The following is an 18,159-nucleotide window of genomic DNA, read 5'->3' on the forward strand; positions in this document are numbered from 1 at the left end:
AATCGCCGTCCGGCTGGTTGTGGGTGGACCCTATTTTACGTGTTAAAAAGTGTAAAGCATAAAGATGAGTTTTTTCCTCATATTTTTACGGATGCATGCTAACGGCCGAATTGCAGCGGAAGCGTAAAAGGCCAACTGCTTCGGTTGGCGCCCTCCGGAATTTTCGGAAACGGCGCGGCACGGCGCACCGCATTTGTGGCGGCCTCATCAAGGACCGGCGAGCCGGAGCTTTGGATGATTCTGATGGCGCCCACGTCGCCACCGGACGAAATCGTGAAAGCCACCGTCACCGTTCCCGTCACGCCGGCACGATCGGCCGACTTGGGGTACCGGAAATGACGGTTAACTTTGGCCCGGATTTTGCCGGAATAGCGCGTTTCCGCCGCGTTGCCGAGCATTTGCGATCTCTTGCCCGTTTTGCCGGAGTTAGCGCTTGCAACGGCATTCTCCACGCCGTCGGCTTGTCCTTTGTCGACCGATGCTTTCTGCTTGCCCGCGTCACCAGCCTGCTTTCTGGTGACCTCTTTCTTTTTAGGCTTTTCCTTTTCCGGCTTTCTCTTCGGCTCGGGCCTCTTTTCCGGTTCCGGCTTAGGCTCGTTCGGCTTTTCTTCGGGAACCACCGTCTCTACCGGCGCGACTGTCGCGGTCACCTCGGGCTGCTCCGCAGCGACCGGCGGAATGTCCTCTGCCGGAAGGATCACGTCGGCTTCCGTCGGCACGATGTCGCTCGTGGCTTCGGTCGCCACTTCGGATTGCACCGGTGCGACTTCCGCCACCTCGGAAGGTTTGACCTCCTCGGGCTCGACCTGCTCCGGCTCCATCGCCTCGGTCGGATCGCCCGCCTGGATCGTTTGCTCGAAAGCGTTGCCGAGAACCGCGACCTCCATCGCTTCGCCGCCGGCGACCAAAGACGGTTCGAACGGCTCTTCGCCCGGCTCAAACAGCTTGGCAACGCCCGCATGCGCCAGCAGCGAGAGGACGATGGCCCCGGTCCATTTTACCGTATTGTTCATCACGGAAACCGACGCAAAATGCGCCTCAGCCCTTCAACTCGACGGATGACTTCGACCCGGTTTTCAGCACCTTCATGCATGCATCGCTGGCGAGGCCCTCGCCGTCGCAGACCGGAGCGTCGTTGATCAGAAGGCTCTTTACGGCCTCGCACCTGGTTCCGGAAAGATCGAACTGGCGGACCTTGGTCTTGCCTGCCGGCAGATCGCGGAAATCGAGAACCGCCATGCGTTCGACCAGTCCCTTTTGATCGAAAAGCACGAATTCGAAGGACACTTTGGAGAGCGATTGCGCCAAGCCGTTGCCGGCCACGAATGTCAGCTTGCAGCCTTTGTCCGACGATGCCAGCTCGTTGATCTCAACCGTGAGATTGCCGGATGTCCCGGTATCCTGCGCCAGAGCGCCCGCGCCCGGATAGCACGCGAGCGTCAAGGCCAAGAGCAGCAGTCGGTCGAATTTCATCATTGTCTATCCACCCTCATCATTCGGTATCGCGGCCGCAGACGCGTCGAAAGAATTCAACCCGGCAATTAAACTTGACCAGCAGAATCCTGTATTGCGTCCTTAATAAAAGATGAGTAAAGAAGTCAAGATACCAATCACGATGACCCGGCTGGAGAAAGGGAGCAATCCCCCCTTTTCAGCCCCCATGATCATGGCAGGAAGCCTGTGACACCGAACCAATCAGATGCTGTGCCGGCTTTCCCACCGGCCGGCCAGACGCAACGCATCGTCGAAAGCCGCGACTTGTTCCGCGGCGAGAGCGAAATCCTGATCTCGCATGACGGCTCCATCTACCGCATGAAAATTACCCGTCAGGGCAAATTGATACTGAACAAATAGGCAATCTCCATGACCCAAACGCCCCGTCCGACTCCGTCCGAAATTCGCGCCTACCGGGCAGCCAACCCGAAAATGCGTGAGCGCGATATCGCCGCCCACCTGGGCATTTCGGAAGCAGCTCTCGTTGCCGCCGAATGCGGCCTGACCGCCACCCGCATCGATGGCGACGCCAACCGTTTCCTCGAGCGCGCCGCTGAACTCGGCGAGGTCATGGCGCTGACCCGCAACGAAAGCGCGGTGCACGAGAAAATCGGCGTGTTCGAGAACATCACCCCCGGCAAACATGCCTCTATCGTACTGGGCGAGAATATCGATCTGCGCATTTTCCCCGGCGTCTGGGCGCACGGCTTTGCCGTGACCAAAACCGATGGCGACACCGTGCGCCACAGCCTGCAGTTCTTCGACAGGCAGGGAACCGCAGTCCACAAGATCCACCTGCGCACACGCTCCAACCTCGAGGCATACAAGAGCATCGTCGATGACTTCCGGTTGGAGGACCAGTCGCAGGAATTTGTTGTCGGGGCCGCTGCTGAAAGCATCGAAACAGATCTCGGGCAGGTGGATGTCGCCGTGCTGCGCGACGAATGGAGCAGGATGACGGATACGCATCAGTTCCACGGTCTGCTGCGTAAGCTCAAGCTCGGCCGCCGGCAGGCGCTGCAATCGATCGGCGAGGATTTCGCCTGGAAACTGCATCCGCAGGCCGTGGAGGAGATGATGCGCGAATCCGCCCGCGTGGAGCTGCCGATCATGTGCTTCGTCGGCAATCAGGGCGTCATCCAGATCCATTCCGGACTGCTCGCCAACATCCAGACGATAGGCCCCTGGCTCAACGTCATGGACCCGACCTTCCACCTGCACCTGCGCCTGGACCACCTGGCGGAAATCTGGGCCGTTCGCAAGCCGACGGCTGACGGCCATGTGACTTCGCTGGAAGCGCTCGACGCCAGGGGCGAAATGGTCATCCAGTTCTTCGGCAAGCGCAAGGAAGGCTTCGCCGAGCGACCGGAATGGCGCTCGATCATGGAAAGCCTCGCCCGGCTCGACATCACCGCGGCGGCGTGAAGGATCCCGAGATGAAAAATTCCTGTGATTTCCGCCGGTTGCGTTCCTGGGAACTGGCTCTGGTCGTCTTTGCCGTTTCCGCGCCGTTCGCCTTGCCGTTCGCGTCGCCCCCGTCTTTCGTGCGCGCAGCCGTGGCGCAGGACATGCAGAAGATCGACACGTCGCGCCTGGTCTCCGTCGGCGGCGCCATTACAGAGATCATCTACGCGCTCGGTGAAGAGGGCAAGCTCGTCGGGCGCGACTCGACCAGCGTCTATCCCGAGGCGGCTTCGAAGCTTCCCAACGTCGGCTACATGCGGCAGCTGGCACCGGAAGGCGTGATCGCCACAAATCCGTCCGCCATCATTGCGGTGGAGGGCAGCGGCCCGCCGGAGACGCTCAACGTTCTCGAAGAGGCAAAGATCCCCTTCCAGACGGTTCCGGAAAAGTTCGATCGCGACGGCATCCTGGAAAAAATCAAAATCGTCGGCGATTTTCTAGGCGTACCGGAGAAGGCAGCGGCGCTGTCCGAAAAGGTCAACGCGGACCTGGACGCGGCGGTGGCAGATGCCGCCAGGCGGCCTGAAGCCGAACGCAAGCGGGTGATGTTCATCCTGAGCACCCAGGGCGGAAAGATCATGGCGTCGGGCACGGGGACGGCGGCAGACGGCATCATTGCGCTTGCCGGTGCCGTCAATGCGACGGCAAGCTTCCCCGGGTACAAGCCCCTGACCGACGAAGCGATCATCGAAGCAAGACCGGATGTGGTGCTGATGATGACCCGCAGCGGCGGCCATGCCGCCACCGACGACGAACTCTTTGCGCATCCGGCGCTCAGCCTGACGCCGGCGGCCAAGACCAAGGCGGTGATCCGCATGGATGGCTTGCATCTGCTCGGTTTTGGCCCGCGTACAGCAGGCGCCGTGCGCGCGTTGAATGCAGCGATCTACGGAAAACCGCATGCCTCGCAGTGAAATGACGGCAGGCAGCGGCCAATCGCGACCGTTTGCAGCGCGTCTGAAATCGGAATGGCTCCAGGGCGACCGGTCGCGGCTGGCGCGACTGGTGATCCTTGCGCTCATCCTGGCGGCGGCGGCGATGTTCGCCGCGTCCATCATGACCGGTGCGGCCGACGCTTCGCTGGGCAACGTGCTGCGCTGGCTCTTCGGCGTCGAGGGCGCGCAACAGGCGCTGAGCGTTCGCGACCGCATCATCATCCTCGATATCCGCTTGCCGCGGGCGGTCATGGGCCTGCTGGTCGGAGCCTCCCTGGCGGTATCCGGCGCGATCATGCAGGGCCTCTTCCGCAACCCGCTGGCCGACCCGGCGCTTGTCGGCATCTCATCCGGCGCCAGCCTGGGCGCCGTGCTGACGATCGTGCTCGGCAGTTCCCTTTTCGGTGCACTCTTTGCCGTCTTCGGCTTCTACACGCTCCCGGTCGCCGCATTCCTCGGCTGCCTCGTGACGACGCTCCTGCTCTACCGGATCGCGACCCGCAGCGGCCAGACGTCAGTCGCAACCATGCTGCTTGCCGGCATTGCGCTCGCCGCGCTTGCCAATGCCGTCACCGGCGTGCTGATCTTCGTCGCCGACGACAAGCAGTTGCGTGACTTGACCTTCTGGGGCCTTGGATCGCTCGCCGGCGCAAACTGGACGAAGATCCTCTCCGCCGCGCCGATCATCCTCGTTTCGCTCGCCGTCGTGCCGCTTCTGGCGCAAGGCCTCAACGCGCTGACCCTTGGCGAAGCAGCGGCCTTCCACATGGGCATTCCGGTCCAGCGGCTGAAGAACATCGCCATCGTCAGCGTCGCCGCCTTGACGGGCGCTTCGGTCGCCGTCAGCGGCGGCATCGGTTTCGTCGGCATCGTCGTGCCGCATGTGCTCAGGCTGATCATCGGGCCGGACCATCGCTATCTGCTGCCAGCGTCAGCGTTGCTCGGCGGCACGCTGCTGATCTTTGCCGACATGGTCGCGCGTACAATCGTGCCGCCCGCGGAACTGCCCATCGGCATCATCACCGCATTCGTTGGTGCCCCCTTCTTCCTGTGGATCCTGCTGCGCGGGCGTTCGCATATGGGGCTTTGAGGACAATCATGATCAAGGCCAGCAATCTCTCGGTCCGACTTGCCGGAAAACAGGTGCTGCACGGCGTCGACATAGAGGCGGCAGCCGGCCAGTTGACGGCCATCGTCGGGCCGAACGGTTCCGGCAAAACCACCAGTCTCAAGGCGATCGCCGGCGAACTCCCCTATGACGGCACCATCAGCATTAACGGTCACGACATCGCGACACTGAAACCGTGGCAACTCGCGGTGAAGCGCGCCGTCTTGCCGCAATCGACAGTGATCTCCTTTCCCTTCACGGTGCGCGAGATCGTTCGCATGGGTCTGTCCGTTGGCGCAAGGGCCGGCGCGGACGAAGCCGACCGGATCGCCAGAGAGGCGCTGGAAGCCGTCGATCTGTCGGGTTTCGCCGGCCGCTTCTACCGGGAGCTTTCCGGCGGCGAACAGCAGCGCGTCCAGCTTGCCCGCGCGCTGTGTCAGATCTGGGACCCCCTGCAGGATGGCGAACCCGCGTTCCTGTTGCTGGATGAACCCGTATCAAGCCTCGACATCCGCCACCAACTGACGATCATGCGGCTTGCCCGCAATTTCTGCGCCCGCGGCGGTGGCGTCGTCGCCGTCATGCATGACCTCAATCTGACCGCCATGTTTGCCGATCGGATGATCATGATGAAGAGCGGCCGTGTGCGCGCCGCCGGACATCCGAACGAGGTGATGACCGACGGCGTCATGGAAGCGGTTTTCGGCTGCGCCATGCGGGTCAACGCCACGCCCGCCGGCTCAGTCCCGTTCGTCCTGCCCCACACGGCCGCCGGCTAGCCCGCCGTTCCGCCGGTGGAACCAATCACCCTTCTGCGCGTTGAGGTCGCGAACCGCTGACACGGTGATGATGTCCCGTGTCGGCATGACAGACGCGGGGTTTGCCGTAAGTGGTGGACGCCAGCGACAGATAGGGGTTTTATTCTCATGGCAACAGGTCTCTTTTCCGGTTCCGGCGCAAAGAAGCGCTTCGTTGATACGCCGATGGACGATCAGATCACTGAACTGCGCGACGAAATCGCATCCCTTGCGCGCCTCCTGTCGCAGCGTGGCGCCGACGCTTCGAAAGATGTCCGGACCAAGGCGCATAGCGCACGCGAACACGCCGAAGCCGGCCTTCAGGAGCTGATCGAAACCGGCGAGCAACTGTTTGCAGACTTGCGCAGCCGCTACGCGCTCACTGAAAAGCGGGTCCGCCACACTGTTCGCGACCATCCCTTCGCGACGCTCGGGGCAGCGGCTGCCGTTGGACTGCTGATCGCAGCTCTCCTCCGCCGCTAATTAACCAGCTTCGGGCGGCGGTCAGCACTGCCCGTCGCATCGCTGGCTCTGTTTGCCAGCCGAACTTGCCTTCTTGCCGTGGAGAAGAAAATGGGTCCCTTGGCCGCCATGCTTTCGGCTCTCGTAGTGACGGACATTGGCATTGTCGTATCGCGCTACAAGCGCAACGGAGGCCTGTGGCTGTTGGCGTCCTTGTTTTTCCTGACCGCCTATATTTTCGTTCTTGTCGCAGCCGCAATCTATCTCAGCACAATATTTACGCCGCTGACGGCCACCGTCATGCTCGCAGCCATATCCCTCGCCATTGGCCTCGTCATCATCGGCATCATGTCCGCGCTCAATGCGCGGGACCGGCGGATCGCGGCCGAAAAGCGCCGGCGTTCGCAAGCGCAAACCAGCCTGGTAATCGCTACTGCCCTGACGCTGTTCCGAAAGCAGCCGCTTCTTGCCGCCGGTCTCGTCGTCGGACTGGGAGCCGCGCTTGGGCTGATGCGGAAACCCGGCAGCAGCGACCACTCCTGACGGCAAACCGGATCAAAGGGGGAGCCGGACGATCGCCGTCAGGCCCGCGGGCAGGAACTCTATCTTCACCGAACTGCCCATCACCTTGTCGAGGCTGCGTTCGATCAGGATCGAGCCGAAGCCGCGCCGCTCCGGCTCCCTGACCGGCGGACCTCCGACCTCGGTCCAGGTCATATGCAGAACACGATGGCCGTCCTCATCCACGCCGCGCGCGGTAAGGACGATCTTGCCGTCAGGAACCCCGAGAGAACCGTATTTTGCGGCATTGGTCGCCAGCTCGTGCAGGACCAGCCCGAGGCCGACCGCCTGATCCGGACCGAGTAGAATCTCGTCCTTGTGGATTTCGACCTGCCGCGCATAGTCGCGTACATGCGGCGCCAGTTGCTTGGCCAGCAGTGCAGAAAGGTGAATATTGCCCCATTCGTGATCCGACAAAAGCCCGTGTGCTTCCGATATGGATTGAAGCCTGCCGGCGAACGCCGTCATGAACTCCCGCGGATCGCTGGTCTGGCGCAATGTCTGGCGCGCCAGCGACTGCAACATTGCCAGCGTGTTCTTGACGCGGTGGTTGAGCTCGCGCAGAAGCAGCCGCGTGCGCTGCGCTGAAATCTGTTCATTCGTCACGTCGATATTGATGCCGAGAAAAAGCGTTGGCTTGCCGTTGGCATCGCGTTCATGCACGCGGCCGCGGCCCAGAAGCCAGCGACCGGTGGAGGCGACCCGAAACGTGCCGTCATATTCCTCGTCCCGCGTCATGGCAGACCGCAGCTTCGACAGCGTTGCGATGCGATCCTCGGCATGAATTTTGTGGAAAATGTCCCTTGCCTGGGCGACTCCGGCGGGCGGCATGCCGAACATCCGCAGCATCGCGGGATTGCACGAAACGCTGCCGGAGCGGATATCCCACAGCCAGCTGCCGACATTGGCGGCATCGAGCGCCATGGCATGGCGCTGCTCCTCGCGTGAAAGCGCTGCCTCTTTCAACGCCCGCTGGCGCGCCTCGTGCTTGAGCTTGAACAACGCCGCCGCAGCGCGCGAAAGGCGCTGCAATTGGACGAGGAGTTGCTGCGGAAGATTTTTACGCGGCTTGATATCGAAAACACAGATCGTGCCAACGGGCTGGTCGTCGATGAGGAGCGGCGCACCCGCATAAAACCGCAGAAACGGCGCACTCGTCACCTGCGGCAGGCGCGAAAACCGAGGGTCGGTCGAGGCATCGCCGACAACGAACACTTCGCTTAGGGGCGCCGCGAGAGCATGCACGCAGAACGATTCCGTTGACAACGCCTGCGCCTCGGTGGTCCCAGCCGCGGCCTTGAACCACTGATGCCGCGTATCGACAAGGGTCACCAAAGCAATCGGAGCGCTGAAAAGATCGGCGGCAATCTCGGCGAGCTCGCGGAAATCGGCATCCGGCACAGCCATGTCCGGGACGACAGAGCGCAGGACACCAAGCCGTTGAGGCGATGTCATGACGGCCGCAACCGCCGTCGGAAGATCGCTAGTCATTTCATCCATGAACTTCCACACCCAACCACGGGGCGCCGTCATTTATTGGAGCGCGCTGCATCTGCCAATGCAGCGTGCCTGTTGCTCGCTGTTCTGCACGATTGCCAACCCCGGTGCAATCTGCCCGCAGATCGCGGCGCTCTGCGAAAGAGAAGTTCCGCCGGATCAGACGACTGGCGGACACCTAATGCCTGCTGTCAGGAAACGAAAGAGCGCGAGATGATGGGCGCCGATGTCGCGTCCGGTCCATACTCGCTCTCACCCGTCACCTGAAGAATATCCTGAAGGCGCTGGCGGGCGCGGTTGACCCGGCTCTTGATTGTTCCGAGAGCGCAGCCGCAGATCTCCGCCGCCTCCTCATAGGAGAAGCCGGAAGCACCGACCAGGATGATCGCCTCGCGCTGATCCGGCGGCAGCATTTCCAACGCCCGCTTGAAGTCCTGAAGATCGAGCGAACCATACTGGGAGGGATGCTGAGCCAGCGCTTCGGTGAAGTAGCCCTCGCTGTCCTGCACTTCGCGCCCACGTTTGCGCATCTGGCTGTAGAGTTCGTTGCGCAGAATGGTGAACAGCCACGCCTTCATGTTGGTGCCCATCTCGAAGTGGTCCTGTTTGGCCCAAGCCTTCATGATGGTGTCCTGAACGAGATCGTCGGCGCGGTCGTGCCGGCCGATCAACGACATCGCGAACGCGCGCAAGCTTGGAAGGGCTGCGAGCATTTCACGCTTGAAACTCGACTCCTCAGAGGTCATGCCGCCACTCATTCCGCCACGTCCGACAACGACCGGCGCTCGACCGCATCGAGTTTCTCCAAAAGGTCGAGAAACCGGTCCGGAATGGCTTCTTCCTGTACCGAAAGATAGAGTGCGCGAAGCTTGGTTGCAATCTGCCCATTCGGATTATCGGCGCGCATTGGCGTTGCCACATCGCGCCCAGCCCCAATTTTGTAGGTCATACAGTGAAAATACCTTGAGAGTTCATCTGGCTGCATAATGCACCGCGAAAAAAATCGTTCCCTCCAAAGGAACCTTTTTTTTCGCGTCGCGTTTCCGAACTGCATGGCCACCACCTCGGCCAGATTTAGGGAGCCCATACATGTCACTTTCCACGCGGATCGCTCCGTTCCTTCCCTATTTGCGCCGCTACTCCCGTGCACTGACCGGTTCACAGACGTCGGGTGACGCCTATGTGGCGGCTGTCCTGGAAGCGCTGATCGCAGATGTCACCATTTTCCCGGAGGCGAGCAGCGACAGGGTTGCGCTGTTTCGGCTCTATACGGAGCTGTTCGGCTCCTCCTCCGTTTTGATTCCCGAGCCGGTTTCCCCCTTTGCCTGGGAAAAGCGGGCGTCGATCAATCTCGCATCCGTGTCGCCGCTGGCGCGTCAGGCTTTCCTCCTTGTGTCCGTCGAAGGCTTCCGGACAAGCGAGGCGGCGGAAGTCCTGGGCACGACCGAGAGCGGCATGAACGAGCTGCTCGAGCGCGCTTCCGAGGAGATCTCGCGACAGGTCGCCACCGACATCATGATCATCGAAGACGAGCCGCTCATTGCGATCGATATCGAGCAGATGGTCGAAAGCCTCGGCCACAGGGTGACCGGCATTGCCCGCACCCGAGACGAGGCCGTGGCTCTCTTCAAGGCGACGCAGCCCAGTATGGTGCTCGCCGATATCCAGCTCGCCGACGGCAGCTCAGGCATAGATGCAGTCAATGACATCCTGAAGAACACGCCCATTCCGGTGATTTTCATCACGGCGTTCCCTGAACGCCTGTTGACCGGCGAGCGGCCTGAACCGACCTTCCTGGTCACCAAGCCGTTCAACCCCGACATGGTCAAGGCGCTGATCAGCCAGGCGCTGTTCTTCAACGAATCCACCAAGGCTGCGGCCTAAGGCTGTCCGCCTGGACAGCCGGAAAGTTGATTTCAACGCCCTGCCGCATCTGCGGTAAGAGCCAAACTTAACCGCATCGGAAAAAGCCGATCGGTTGGCCGTTTCGTTGCACAGGAGCCGAACACACAATCAATCAGAGCATGGAAGGCGTAATCGCGTGGCCACTGCAGGCAATTCAGTTCCTCTCGGGACCGGAGGCGCGGTCCTGATGGAGCTGGTTTTAAAGAAGTCTGGTTCGGGCTACCTTTATCAATCCGACGATCTCGACGTCGTTCTTTTCGGCAACCTGCCCAGTGTCCTGCAACCACTGGCAACTGGGCCGCAGGCGGATAAAGAGGTGTTCGGAGTTGAGGAAGGCGCCCGCCTGAGCGCCTTGAAACGCGACGTCGCCAGCTGCAATACGCCTGCTTCGACGGAAATCGAAGTGCTCTCCCCGACGGGCGTGCTCACCTATCGCATAGACATTGAGCGCGTCGATACCCTCGGCATGATCGGTATTCTCTCCGTGATCACCGATATTTCCGAAGCTCGCCATCGCGAGCGCATCCTGAAAACCCTGCTGCGCGAGCTCAGCCACCGCTCGAAAAACCTCCTGGCCATCATCCAGGGCATTGCGACCCAGACCGCGCGCCAGGCGCTTTCCCTCGACTATTTCCTCAGCAAGTTTCGCGGCCGCATTCAATCACTTGCCTACTCGCAGGACCTCGTGACGGATTCCAGCTGGCGCGGCGCGTATCTCTTCACGCTGGCGGAGCGGCAGGTGAGCGCCTACTGGCCTGCGACGGAGAACCCGATCTCCGTCCGCGGCGTGAACGCCCATCTGTCGCCGAACGCGACATTGCATGTCGGCCTTGCGCTGCACGAACTGATTGTCAACTCCGCCTCCTGCGGCGCGATCGCGGCCGGTATCAATTCGCTGACGATCGACTGTTTCGAGACGCTGCTGGACGATCAGGACGCGATCGAGCTCGCCTGGATCGAACATCTCCCGCCAGCGTTGGCGTCGCGGAATGAGGCTGAAGATCACACGTTTGCACTGACGGTCCTGGAAAGGGTCGTGCCGGTGGCCGTCGGCGGCAGGGCCATATACCTGACCACATCCGACCGTATCGAGTATCGCCTGACAATCCCGTGGCGGGAATACGAGATCATCACCCGCGTCGAGGAATGAGCCGGCCTCGGGCGACAGCAGCGGCTACACGGTGACAGATTGGCAAAAAAGAACAGCCAGCGTCCGGGGAAGACACTGGCTGATATCGACAACTCACCGAGGGGGCGTGTGAGTTGTGTGCCGGACATTATTAGGTGTGCGCGCATTGGGGGCGATGCGAAGCACTATCCGGACAGGGCGTAAACGGGCTCCGCGCAAAAAGGTTCCAGCGCCGTCTGTCTTTTTTCTGAAAAATTATCGCAGCGGAAGAAGTGCCGTCAAAGAGCCTCCAGCTCGGCCCGATGTTTGTAGAGGCTCAGGAATTTGCGAAAGTCTCGATCGTAGACCTCTTTCCGGGCGGGATTGGGGCGGCGCTCAATCCCGCCCGGTGACATCGCCGGTCCCGCAACACCAAGATCGGGATAGAGATCCCCGGCAACCGCCGCGACCATGGCCGTGCCGAGCAACACCGCATCGTTTGTCTCGGGCACGACGACCGTGCAGCCGGTGACGTCGGAATAGAGTTCCATCAACAGTGGGTTGCGGACATGCCCTCCGGTGACGTGCAGGGTGTCGAGATCATAACCGGCCTGCTTCATCATCTCCAGAATATGCCGTATCCCGAGCGCAATGGCGACGCAGGTGCGCCAATAGAGCCGGCACAGGGCATCGAATGAACTGTCGAGTGCCAGTCCGCTGATGACGCCGAGCGCGTGCGGGTCGGCGAGCGGCGAACGATTACCGTGGAAATCCGGAAGCACATGAAGGCGCGAGGCAAACTCCGCACCCTGGGCCGCGCGCAGTTCCTGGATGCGCAGCACAATGCGCGCGTGGATTTCCGCATCCGGCTCGCCGCCGGCGCTGTGGCTGCGCACGACATGATCGAGCAGCGCCCCGGTCGCCGATTGCCCACCCTCGACCAGCCAGCTGTCCGGAAACACAGCCTCGAAATAGGGGCCCCACATGCCGAAGCCCGGCTTCATGTCCTTTGAAAAGGCAACGATGCAGCTCGACGTACCGGCAATCAGGGCGAGCTGCCTTTCGAGCCTGTCCGGCGCGCCGGCAAATTCGCCGAGAACGCCGATGGCTCCCGCATAGGCGTCGATCAGCCCCGTCGCCACCTGGCATTTTTCGTGCAGCCCGAGTTCGGCCGCCGCCGCAGCCGTCAAGTGTCCGGTCGATTGTCCGACCGGCAAGGCTTTCTCCGGCAGGCCGCCGCGCTCAAGCAAATCCTCCAGGCCGATCATGGCCAGGAACTCCTCCTGCCAGCCGTTCGCCTTGTGGGAAAGGTAGTTCCATTTCGCGGTCAATGTGCAACGTGAACGGGCCGGATTACCCGTCGCCCGCCAGGAGAGGAAGTCCGCAAGATCGAAGAAGTAACCCGCCTTTTCCCATTGCTGCGGCAGGCTCTGCTTCAGCCACATGAGCTTCGGCATTTCCATTTCCGGTGACATGACCCGGCCGGAGTGAGCAAGGACAGGATGCTCGGTGGCAGTGCAGAAATCCGCCTGTTCCAGGGCGCGATGATCAAGCCAGACGATGGTGTCCCAGCGGGGATCACCCTTGCGGTTGACCGACAAGGGTGCACCACTCCTGTCGCGCACGACAAGCGAGCAGGTGGCATCGAACCCGATCGCGGCGATGGCTTCGGCCGGCACCCCCGCCTTGGCGCGGGCCGTTTTCACGGCGATGCAGACAGCCGCCCAGATGTTTTCGGAATCGTGCTCGGCGTGATTTTCCTCGGGCCGGTTCATCGCGATCGGATAATCGGCGCGCGCCAATTGCTTGCCATGCCTGTCGAAAATGCCGGCGCGGGCACTGCCGGTTCCAACATCGACAGCAACGATCAGATCGCGCATTAAACTGCGTTCCCGTCCGTTTGTTCTTTGCGGACAAAATGGATCAATTCCCGCATGTCGTCAAACAGGACGTCGGGAGAAAGCCGCTTGAGCGTTGCCAGATGCCGCTCGGACTTCGCATGCGATGCGCCCGCAAATGCAAAGACCCGCATTCCGGCAGCCTGGGCCGCTTCTATACCGGCTGGACTGTCTTCGACGACGATACAGTTTTCGGGCGGGGTGGCCATTTCTGCCGCCGCATGCAGGAAGAGGTCGGGTGCAGGCTTACCGCGCTTCACCATCGTGGAGCTGAACAGATAGGGGTCTAGCTTGTTGATAAGTCCGGTGATGGTCAGCGACAGGCGGATGCGCTCCATCTGGCTGGAAGAGGCGACGCAGCGCGGGATGTCGAGCTGATCGAGCGCAGTCCCGACACCGGCCACGGGCTGCAACTCCCGCCGGAAGCGCTGGTAGAGGTCGAGACGCATCCGCTCGAGAAAATGGTCGTCCACCGCAAGCCCGTAATCCTCGTGCAGGATGTCCGTCATCGTCTTCAGGCTCTTGCCGAGAAAACGCACGGTCGCCTCCTCGGCATCCATATCGACGCCGGCATTGCGAAGGACGCGCACGAGCACATCGATCGACAGGGGTTCGCTATCCACCAGGACGCCGTCGCAGTCGAAGATCACCAGCTTGGGTGGATGGCGCACGGTCATATCCGTCAGGCCGCTACCGGCGCGCCAAGGCGGCGGTACAGCACGGCCGCGACGTTAGGCGATAGCTGGAGCGTCATGACGTCATTCCCCGAGTTTTCCGTCGAGATAGAGTTGGAGCGTTGTTCGCGTGCCCTTGTCCCAAAGCGTCCGCAACGCCTCTGCAAACCGCCCCTGAAACAATGAGGACTGCGCAACTTCGCCGAAGATATCCGAAAGCGCAAGGAAGGCCTGCGGATCATCCTTCGCCTTTAGCGCCGCGGCATGCAGCCGGCCGGCGCTGGCGTCGTTGAAGGTGATTGCCTTGCCGCTGTCGGAGGTGCCGGCGAAATAGCGGCACCAGAGGGCAGAGACGAGCGACAGGCCAATTACATCCTCGCCGCGCCGCAGCCGGTCGGAGGTCGTCGGCAGGATGAATTTCGGCTGCCGATTGGAGCCATCCTGGGCAAGGCGCGGGATGGTGTCGCCGATCTTCGGGTTTAACAGCCGCGTCTCGACCTGTTTGAAATAGGCATTGAGGTCCGTGTTCGGCACCGGCGGAATGACAGGGATGATCTCGTCGTGCTCCAGCTTCGCCAGGAAGGCCCGCACGGTCTCGTCCTCCATCGCCTCGTGCACGAAATGGATGTCGAGGAGCGCCGCCGGATAGGCGATCGCCGCATGGCCGCCATTGAGAATGCGGATCTTCATATGCTCGTAAGGGGCAACTTCCGGCACGAACTGCACGCCGACCGTTTCAAGCGCGGGACGGCCCGCGGTAAAACGGTCCTCCAAAACCCACTGCTTGAATTCTTCGCAAAAGACCGGCCAGTTGTCCTCGATGCCGTAGTCGTCGGCGACGATGCCGATTTCCCGTGGACCTGTCGCCGGCGTGATGCGATCGACCATCGCATTCGGAAAAGCGACGCTGGCATCGATCCAGTCGGCAAATGCCGGGTCGGACAGGCGGGCGAGCCCCGAAACGGCGGCATGCGTGACTTCGCCATTGCCCGGAATATTGTCGCAGGACATGACCGTAAACGGCGCGATGCCTTTGTCCCTGCGTGCCTTCAGACCGGCGATGATCAGGCCGAACACCGTTTTCGGATCGGAGGGATTCCGGCTGTCGGCAACGATCGCCGGATGGCCCGGATTGAACTTGCCCGAGGCCGGGTCGATGAAATAGCCACCCTCGGTGATCGTCAGCGAGACGATCCGGATCGCGGGATCGGCGAGCTGCGCGATCGTCGCGGCAGCGTTGCCGGGCCGCAGATAGTCGATCATGGGTGCGGTAATACGGGCGGCGCTCTTGTTGTTGTCCTGCTCGACGACCGTCGTCAGGAAATCCTGCTCTTCGAGCTTCGTCCGCATCGATTCGTCGGAGGGCAAAACCCCTGCCCCCACGATCGCCCAGTCGAGATCCTTGCCGGTATTGAAGAGATCATCGAGATAGATCGCCTGATGGGCGCGGTGGAAATTGCCGACGCCGAAATGGACGATGCCCGCCTTCAGCTTCGAACGATCATAGGCCGGTACGGCGGCCGTCGCCTTGATGGCGTTCAGATTGGCGAGCGAAAGTTTGGTCGTCATGTCTTCATTCCTTTCGATGAGCTTCGATCAGCTCATCCAGTTGCCGCCATCGACATTGTAGGTTTGCGAAACGACGTAGTTGCTTTCGGCAGACGCGAGGAAGATCGCCATGCCCGTCAGGTCTTCCGCAGTGCCCATCCGCCCGTATGGCACTTCGGCACCGACGAGCTTTTTCTTTTCACCGAGCGGCCGGTTCTCGTACTTGGCAAACAGTGCATCGACCCCCTCCCAATGCTCGCCATCGACGACGCCGGGCGCGATCGCATTGACGTTGATGCCGTGCTTGATGAGGTTCAGACCGGCGGACTGGGTGAGGCTGATCACTGCCGCCTTGGTGGCGCAATAGACCGCGACAAGCGCCTCCCCGCGGCGCCCCGCCTGGCTTGCCATGTTGATGATCTTGCCGCCGCGCCCTTGCGCAATCATTTGCCGTGCCGCCGCCTGCATGGTGAAGAGCGTGCCGGCGACATTGATCGAAAACAGCCTGTCGTAGCTTTCGCGGGTGATCTCGACGATCGGCGCGAGATCGAACAAGGCGGCATTGTTGACAAGAATATCGAGCCCACCAGCCTTCGCCACGACCGCGGCGATTGCCGCATCGATCGAGGCTTGGCTGGTCACATCCATTTCCACCGCATAGGCCGACGGGCCAAGCTCGTCCGCAGTCGTCTTCGCGCGCTCGACATTGATGTCGGCGATCGCGACGGTCGCTCCTTCCCGGATGTAAGCCTCGGCAAAAGCGCGGCCGATACCGCGCGCCGACCCGGTGATAAGCGCGCTTTTTCCCTGTAACCGCGTCATCGAATTGCCAGTCCCTTGTCATTGAAGCGGTGGACGCGGCCCTCATCCGGGGTCAGGAATACCTGGTCGCCATGATTGACGCCGAAATCGCCACCGACGCGGGCAGTTACCAGGCCGATCCCCTCGACGTGAATGTGCAGGAACGTGTCGGAGCCGAGATGTTCCGCCACCCCGACGACGCCGCGCCATGTGCCCGACTGGGTCGAGAGCTGCAGGTGTTCCGGGCGGACGCCGACGGTATGGGCGCCGTAGGGCCGGGCGAATTCGCCGGTGGCAAAATTCATTCGCGGCGAGCCGATGAAGCCGGCAACGAAGAGGTTGTCGGGCCGGTGATAAAGATCAAGCGGCGAGCCGACCTGCTCGATGTTGCCGGCATTGAGAACGACGATCTTGTCGGCCATCGTCATGGCCTCGACCTGGTCGTGGGTGACGTAGATCATCGTCGTCTGCAGCTGGTGATGCAGCTCGCTTATCTCCAGCCGCATCGTGCCGCGCAACGCGGCGTCAAGATTGGACAGCGGCTCGTCGAACAGGAAGGCCGAGGGTTCGCGCACGATGGCGCGGCCGATGGCGACGCGCTGTCGCTGACCGCCCGACAGTTGACCTGGGCGACGGTCGAGATAGTTCGTCAGGTTGAGGACGCGCGCAGCTTCCGTCACCTTCTTGTCGATCGTGCCGTGATCGAGCTTGGCCATCTTCAGCGGAAAGGCGATGTTGTTGCGCACCGACATATGCGGGTAGAGCGCATAGGACTGGAACACCATGGCAAGGCCGCGCTTGGCCGGTGCCGCGCCGGTGACGTCGCGGCCGTCGATTTCGATCCTGCCGGATGTGGTGTCTTCGAGACCGGCGATCAGCCGCAGCAGCGTCGACTTTCCGCAACCCGATGGGCCGACGAAGACGACGAACTCGCCGTCTTCGATGTTGAGGTCGATACCCGGAATGACCTGCGTCGCGCCGAAGGACTTGTTGACCTTCCTGAGTGTGATGTTGCCCATGCGTTTCTCTCCCAACTCTTTTCTTCAGTGAGACGTCTTTTCGTCGTTCTTCTGTTATTTGACGGCGCCGAAGGTCAGGCCGCGGACGAGTTGCTTCTGGCTGAACCAGCCCATGATCAGGATCGGGGCGATGGCGAGCGTCGATGCTGCCGACAGCTTCGCCCAGAACAACCCTTGTGGTGAGGAGAAGGAGGCGATGAAGGCGGTGAGCGGCGCCGCGTTGGTGGTGGTCAGACGGATCGTCCAGAAGGCCTCGTTCCAGGCCAGGATGATGTTGAGCAACATCGTCGATGCGATGCCGGGGACCGCCATCGGCGTCAGGACGTAGATGATCTCGCCCCAGAGCGAAGCACCGTCCATCCGCGCAGCCTCCAGAATCTCGCCCGGAATTTCGCGGAAGTAGGTGTAGAGCATCCAGATCACGATCGGCAGGTTGATCATGGTCAGCATGAAGGTGAGGCCAAGACGGCTGTCGAGCAGGCCGAAATCGCGGAAGATCAGGTAGATCGGCACGAGAACGGCGACGGCCGGCATCATCTTGGTGGAGAGCATCCACATCAGGACGTCCTTGGTCTTCTTGGTCGGCGAAAATGCCATCGACCAGGCGGCCGGCACGGAGATCAACAGGGCAATCAGGGTCGAGCCGATCGACAGCATGACCGAGTTCATGAACGGCTTGAAGTAGTCCTTCTGGGTCTGCACCTCGACATAGCTCTCGACGGTGCCCGAGGGAATGAGGCTAAAGCCCTGGATCGCTTCGGTTTCCGATTTGAAGCTGGTGATGATCGTGTAGAGGATCGGGAAGAAGATGATCAGCGCGACGATCCATGCGGCGATGGTGAAAGCGGCGGTTCTTCTTGTCGAGACTGCGCGGGCCATGGTCCTTGC

Annotated in this window: 20 protein-coding genes; 9 read left to right on the plus strand and 11 right to left on the minus strand. The window is 61.6% G+C overall.

Annotated elements, in window-relative coordinates:
- Nucleotides 1-98: 98 nt before the first annotated feature.
- Both JNB71_RS05930 and JNB71_RS05935 read right to left on the minus strand, forming a co-directional pair.
- The gene (locus tag JNB71_RS05930; RefSeq protein ID WP_220371164.1) at nt 99-1,013 is read right to left on the minus strand and encodes an energy transducer TonB; all 915 of its coding nucleotides are present in this window, start codon (nt 1,011-1,013) and stop codon (nt 99-101) included.
- A 25-nt stretch (nt 1,014-1,038) separates the two neighbouring features.
- On the minus strand, nt 1,039-1,473 hold the full coding sequence (locus JNB71_RS05935) for a hypothetical protein (RefSeq protein WP_431028332.1): 435 nt from the start codon (nt 1,471-1,473) through the stop codon (nt 1,039-1,041).
- Between the two features lie 231 nt (nt 1,474-1,704).
- Between JNB71_RS05935 and hemP the strand changes: the two genes are divergently transcribed.
- The 7 genes from hemP to JNB71_RS05970 all read left to right on the plus strand — a co-directional run bounded on the left by hemP (nt 1,705) and on the right by JNB71_RS05970 (nt 6,803).
- Nucleotides 1,705-1,854: a hemin uptake protein HemP gene (hemP, locus tag JNB71_RS24325; protein WP_346657248.1), complete on the plus strand. Its 150-nt coding sequence runs from the start codon at nt 1,705-1,707 to the stop codon at nt 1,852-1,854.
- Between the two features lie 9 nt (nt 1,855-1,863).
- On the plus strand, nt 1,864-2,919 hold the full coding sequence (locus tag JNB71_RS05945) for a hemin-degrading factor (protein WP_220370866.1): 1,056 nt from the start codon (nt 1,864-1,866) through the stop codon (nt 2,917-2,919).
- Nucleotides 2,920-2,930: 11 nt separating this feature from the next.
- Nucleotides 2,931-3,872 carry a heme/hemin ABC transporter substrate-binding protein gene (locus JNB71_RS05950; RefSeq protein ID WP_220370867.1) on the plus strand — a complete coding sequence of 314 codons (942 nt, stop codon included), beginning with the start codon at nt 2,931-2,933 and terminating at the stop codon, nt 3,870-3,872.
- Complete coding sequence (locus JNB71_RS05955; protein ID WP_220370868.1) at nt 3,859-4,983, plus strand: FecCD family ABC transporter permease; 1,125 nt, start codon at nt 3,859-3,861, stop codon at nt 4,981-4,983. Before JNB71_RS05950 ends, JNB71_RS05955 begins: the two co-directional genes overlap by 14 nt.
- A gap of 8 nt (nt 4,984-4,991) precedes the next feature.
- On the plus strand, nt 4,992-5,780 hold the full coding sequence (locus tag JNB71_RS05960) for a heme ABC transporter ATP-binding protein (protein WP_220370869.1): 789 nt from the start codon (nt 4,992-4,994) through the stop codon (nt 5,778-5,780).
- 147 nt (nt 5,781-5,927) lie between these two features.
- Entirely contained in the window at nt 5,928-6,281 is a 354-nt protein-coding gene (locus JNB71_RS05965; protein ID WP_220370870.1) for a DUF883 family protein, read from the plus strand.
- A 90-nt stretch (nt 6,282-6,371) separates the two neighbouring features.
- On the plus strand, nt 6,372-6,803 hold the full coding sequence (locus tag JNB71_RS05970) for a hypothetical protein (protein WP_220370871.1): 432 nt from the start codon (nt 6,372-6,374) through the stop codon (nt 6,801-6,803).
- Nucleotides 6,804-6,815: 12 nt separating this feature from the next.
- Here JNB71_RS05970 and JNB71_RS05975 read toward each other — a convergent pair whose 3' ends face one another.
- From JNB71_RS05975 to JNB71_RS05985, 3 genes are all read right to left on the minus strand, one after another.
- Complete coding sequence (locus tag JNB71_RS05975) at nt 6,816-8,321, minus strand: sensor histidine kinase (RefSeq protein WP_220370872.1); 1,506 nt, start codon at nt 8,319-8,321, stop codon at nt 6,816-6,818.
- A gap of 188 nt (nt 8,322-8,509) precedes the next feature.
- Nucleotides 8,510-9,064 (minus strand): RNA polymerase sigma factor, encoded by a 555-nt coding sequence (locus JNB71_RS05980; protein WP_220370873.1) that lies wholly within the window; start codon nt 9,062-9,064, stop codon nt 8,510-8,512.
- Between the two features lie 8 nt (nt 9,065-9,072).
- Nucleotides 9,073-9,267: a NepR family anti-sigma factor gene (locus JNB71_RS05985; RefSeq protein ID WP_220370874.1), complete on the minus strand. Its 195-nt coding sequence runs from the start codon at nt 9,265-9,267 to the stop codon at nt 9,073-9,075.
- Between the two features lie 140 nt (nt 9,268-9,407).
- On the opposite strand from JNB71_RS05985, the gene JNB71_RS05990 reads away from it, so the two are divergent.
- A complete protein-coding gene (locus tag JNB71_RS05990; RefSeq protein ID WP_220370875.1) occupies nt 9,408-10,202 on the plus strand; it encodes a response regulator in 795 nt (264 codons plus the stop codon).
- Between the two features lie 208 nt (nt 10,203-10,410).
- Nucleotides 10,411-11,373, plus strand: coding sequence for a sensor histidine kinase (locus JNB71_RS05995; protein ID WP_220370876.1), 963 nt, complete (start codon nt 10,411-10,413; stop codon nt 11,371-11,373).
- Nucleotides 11,374-11,630: 257 nt separating this feature from the next.
- Here the strand turns inward: JNB71_RS05995 and JNB71_RS06000 are convergent, their stop codons facing one another.
- The 6 genes from JNB71_RS06000 to JNB71_RS06025 form a co-directional block, all read right to left on the minus strand.
- Complete coding sequence (locus JNB71_RS06000; RefSeq protein ID WP_220370877.1) at nt 11,631-13,211, minus strand: FGGY-family carbohydrate kinase; 1,581 nt, start codon at nt 13,209-13,211, stop codon at nt 11,631-11,633.
- The gene (locus JNB71_RS06005; RefSeq protein ID WP_220370878.1) at nt 13,211-13,906 is read right to left on the minus strand and encodes an HAD family hydrolase; all 696 of its coding nucleotides are present in this window, start codon (nt 13,904-13,906) and stop codon (nt 13,211-13,213) included. Before JNB71_RS06005 ends, JNB71_RS06000 begins: the two co-directional genes overlap by 1 nt.
- 81 nt (nt 13,907-13,987) lie before the next feature.
- The gene (locus JNB71_RS06010; protein WP_220370879.1) at nt 13,988-15,472 is read right to left on the minus strand and encodes a mannitol dehydrogenase family protein; all 1,485 of its coding nucleotides are present in this window, start codon (nt 15,470-15,472) and stop codon (nt 13,988-13,990) included.
- Nucleotides 15,473-15,499: 27 nt separating this feature from the next.
- Nucleotides 15,500-16,273, minus strand: a complete 774-nt coding sequence (locus JNB71_RS06015) for an L-iditol 2-dehydrogenase (RefSeq protein ID WP_220370880.1) — start codon at nt 16,271-16,273, stop codon at nt 15,500-15,502.
- The gene (locus JNB71_RS06020; RefSeq protein WP_220370881.1) at nt 16,270-17,271 is read right to left on the minus strand and encodes an ABC transporter ATP-binding protein; all 1,002 of its coding nucleotides are present in this window, start codon (nt 17,269-17,271) and stop codon (nt 16,270-16,272) included. Before JNB71_RS06020 ends, JNB71_RS06015 begins: the two co-directional genes overlap by 4 nt.
- Nucleotides 17,272-17,325: 54 nt before the next feature.
- Nucleotides 17,326-18,150: a carbohydrate ABC transporter permease gene (locus JNB71_RS06025; protein WP_220370882.1), complete on the minus strand. Its 825-nt coding sequence runs from the start codon at nt 18,148-18,150 to the stop codon at nt 17,326-17,328.
- Between the last annotated feature and the right edge of the window lie 9 nt (nt 18,151-18,159).

Origin of the sequence: Rhizobium herbae (assembly GCF_019511375.1) — a bacterium.
Lineage (GTDB): Bacteria > Pseudomonadota > Alphaproteobacteria > Rhizobiales > Rhizobiaceae > Pararhizobium > Pararhizobium herbae_A.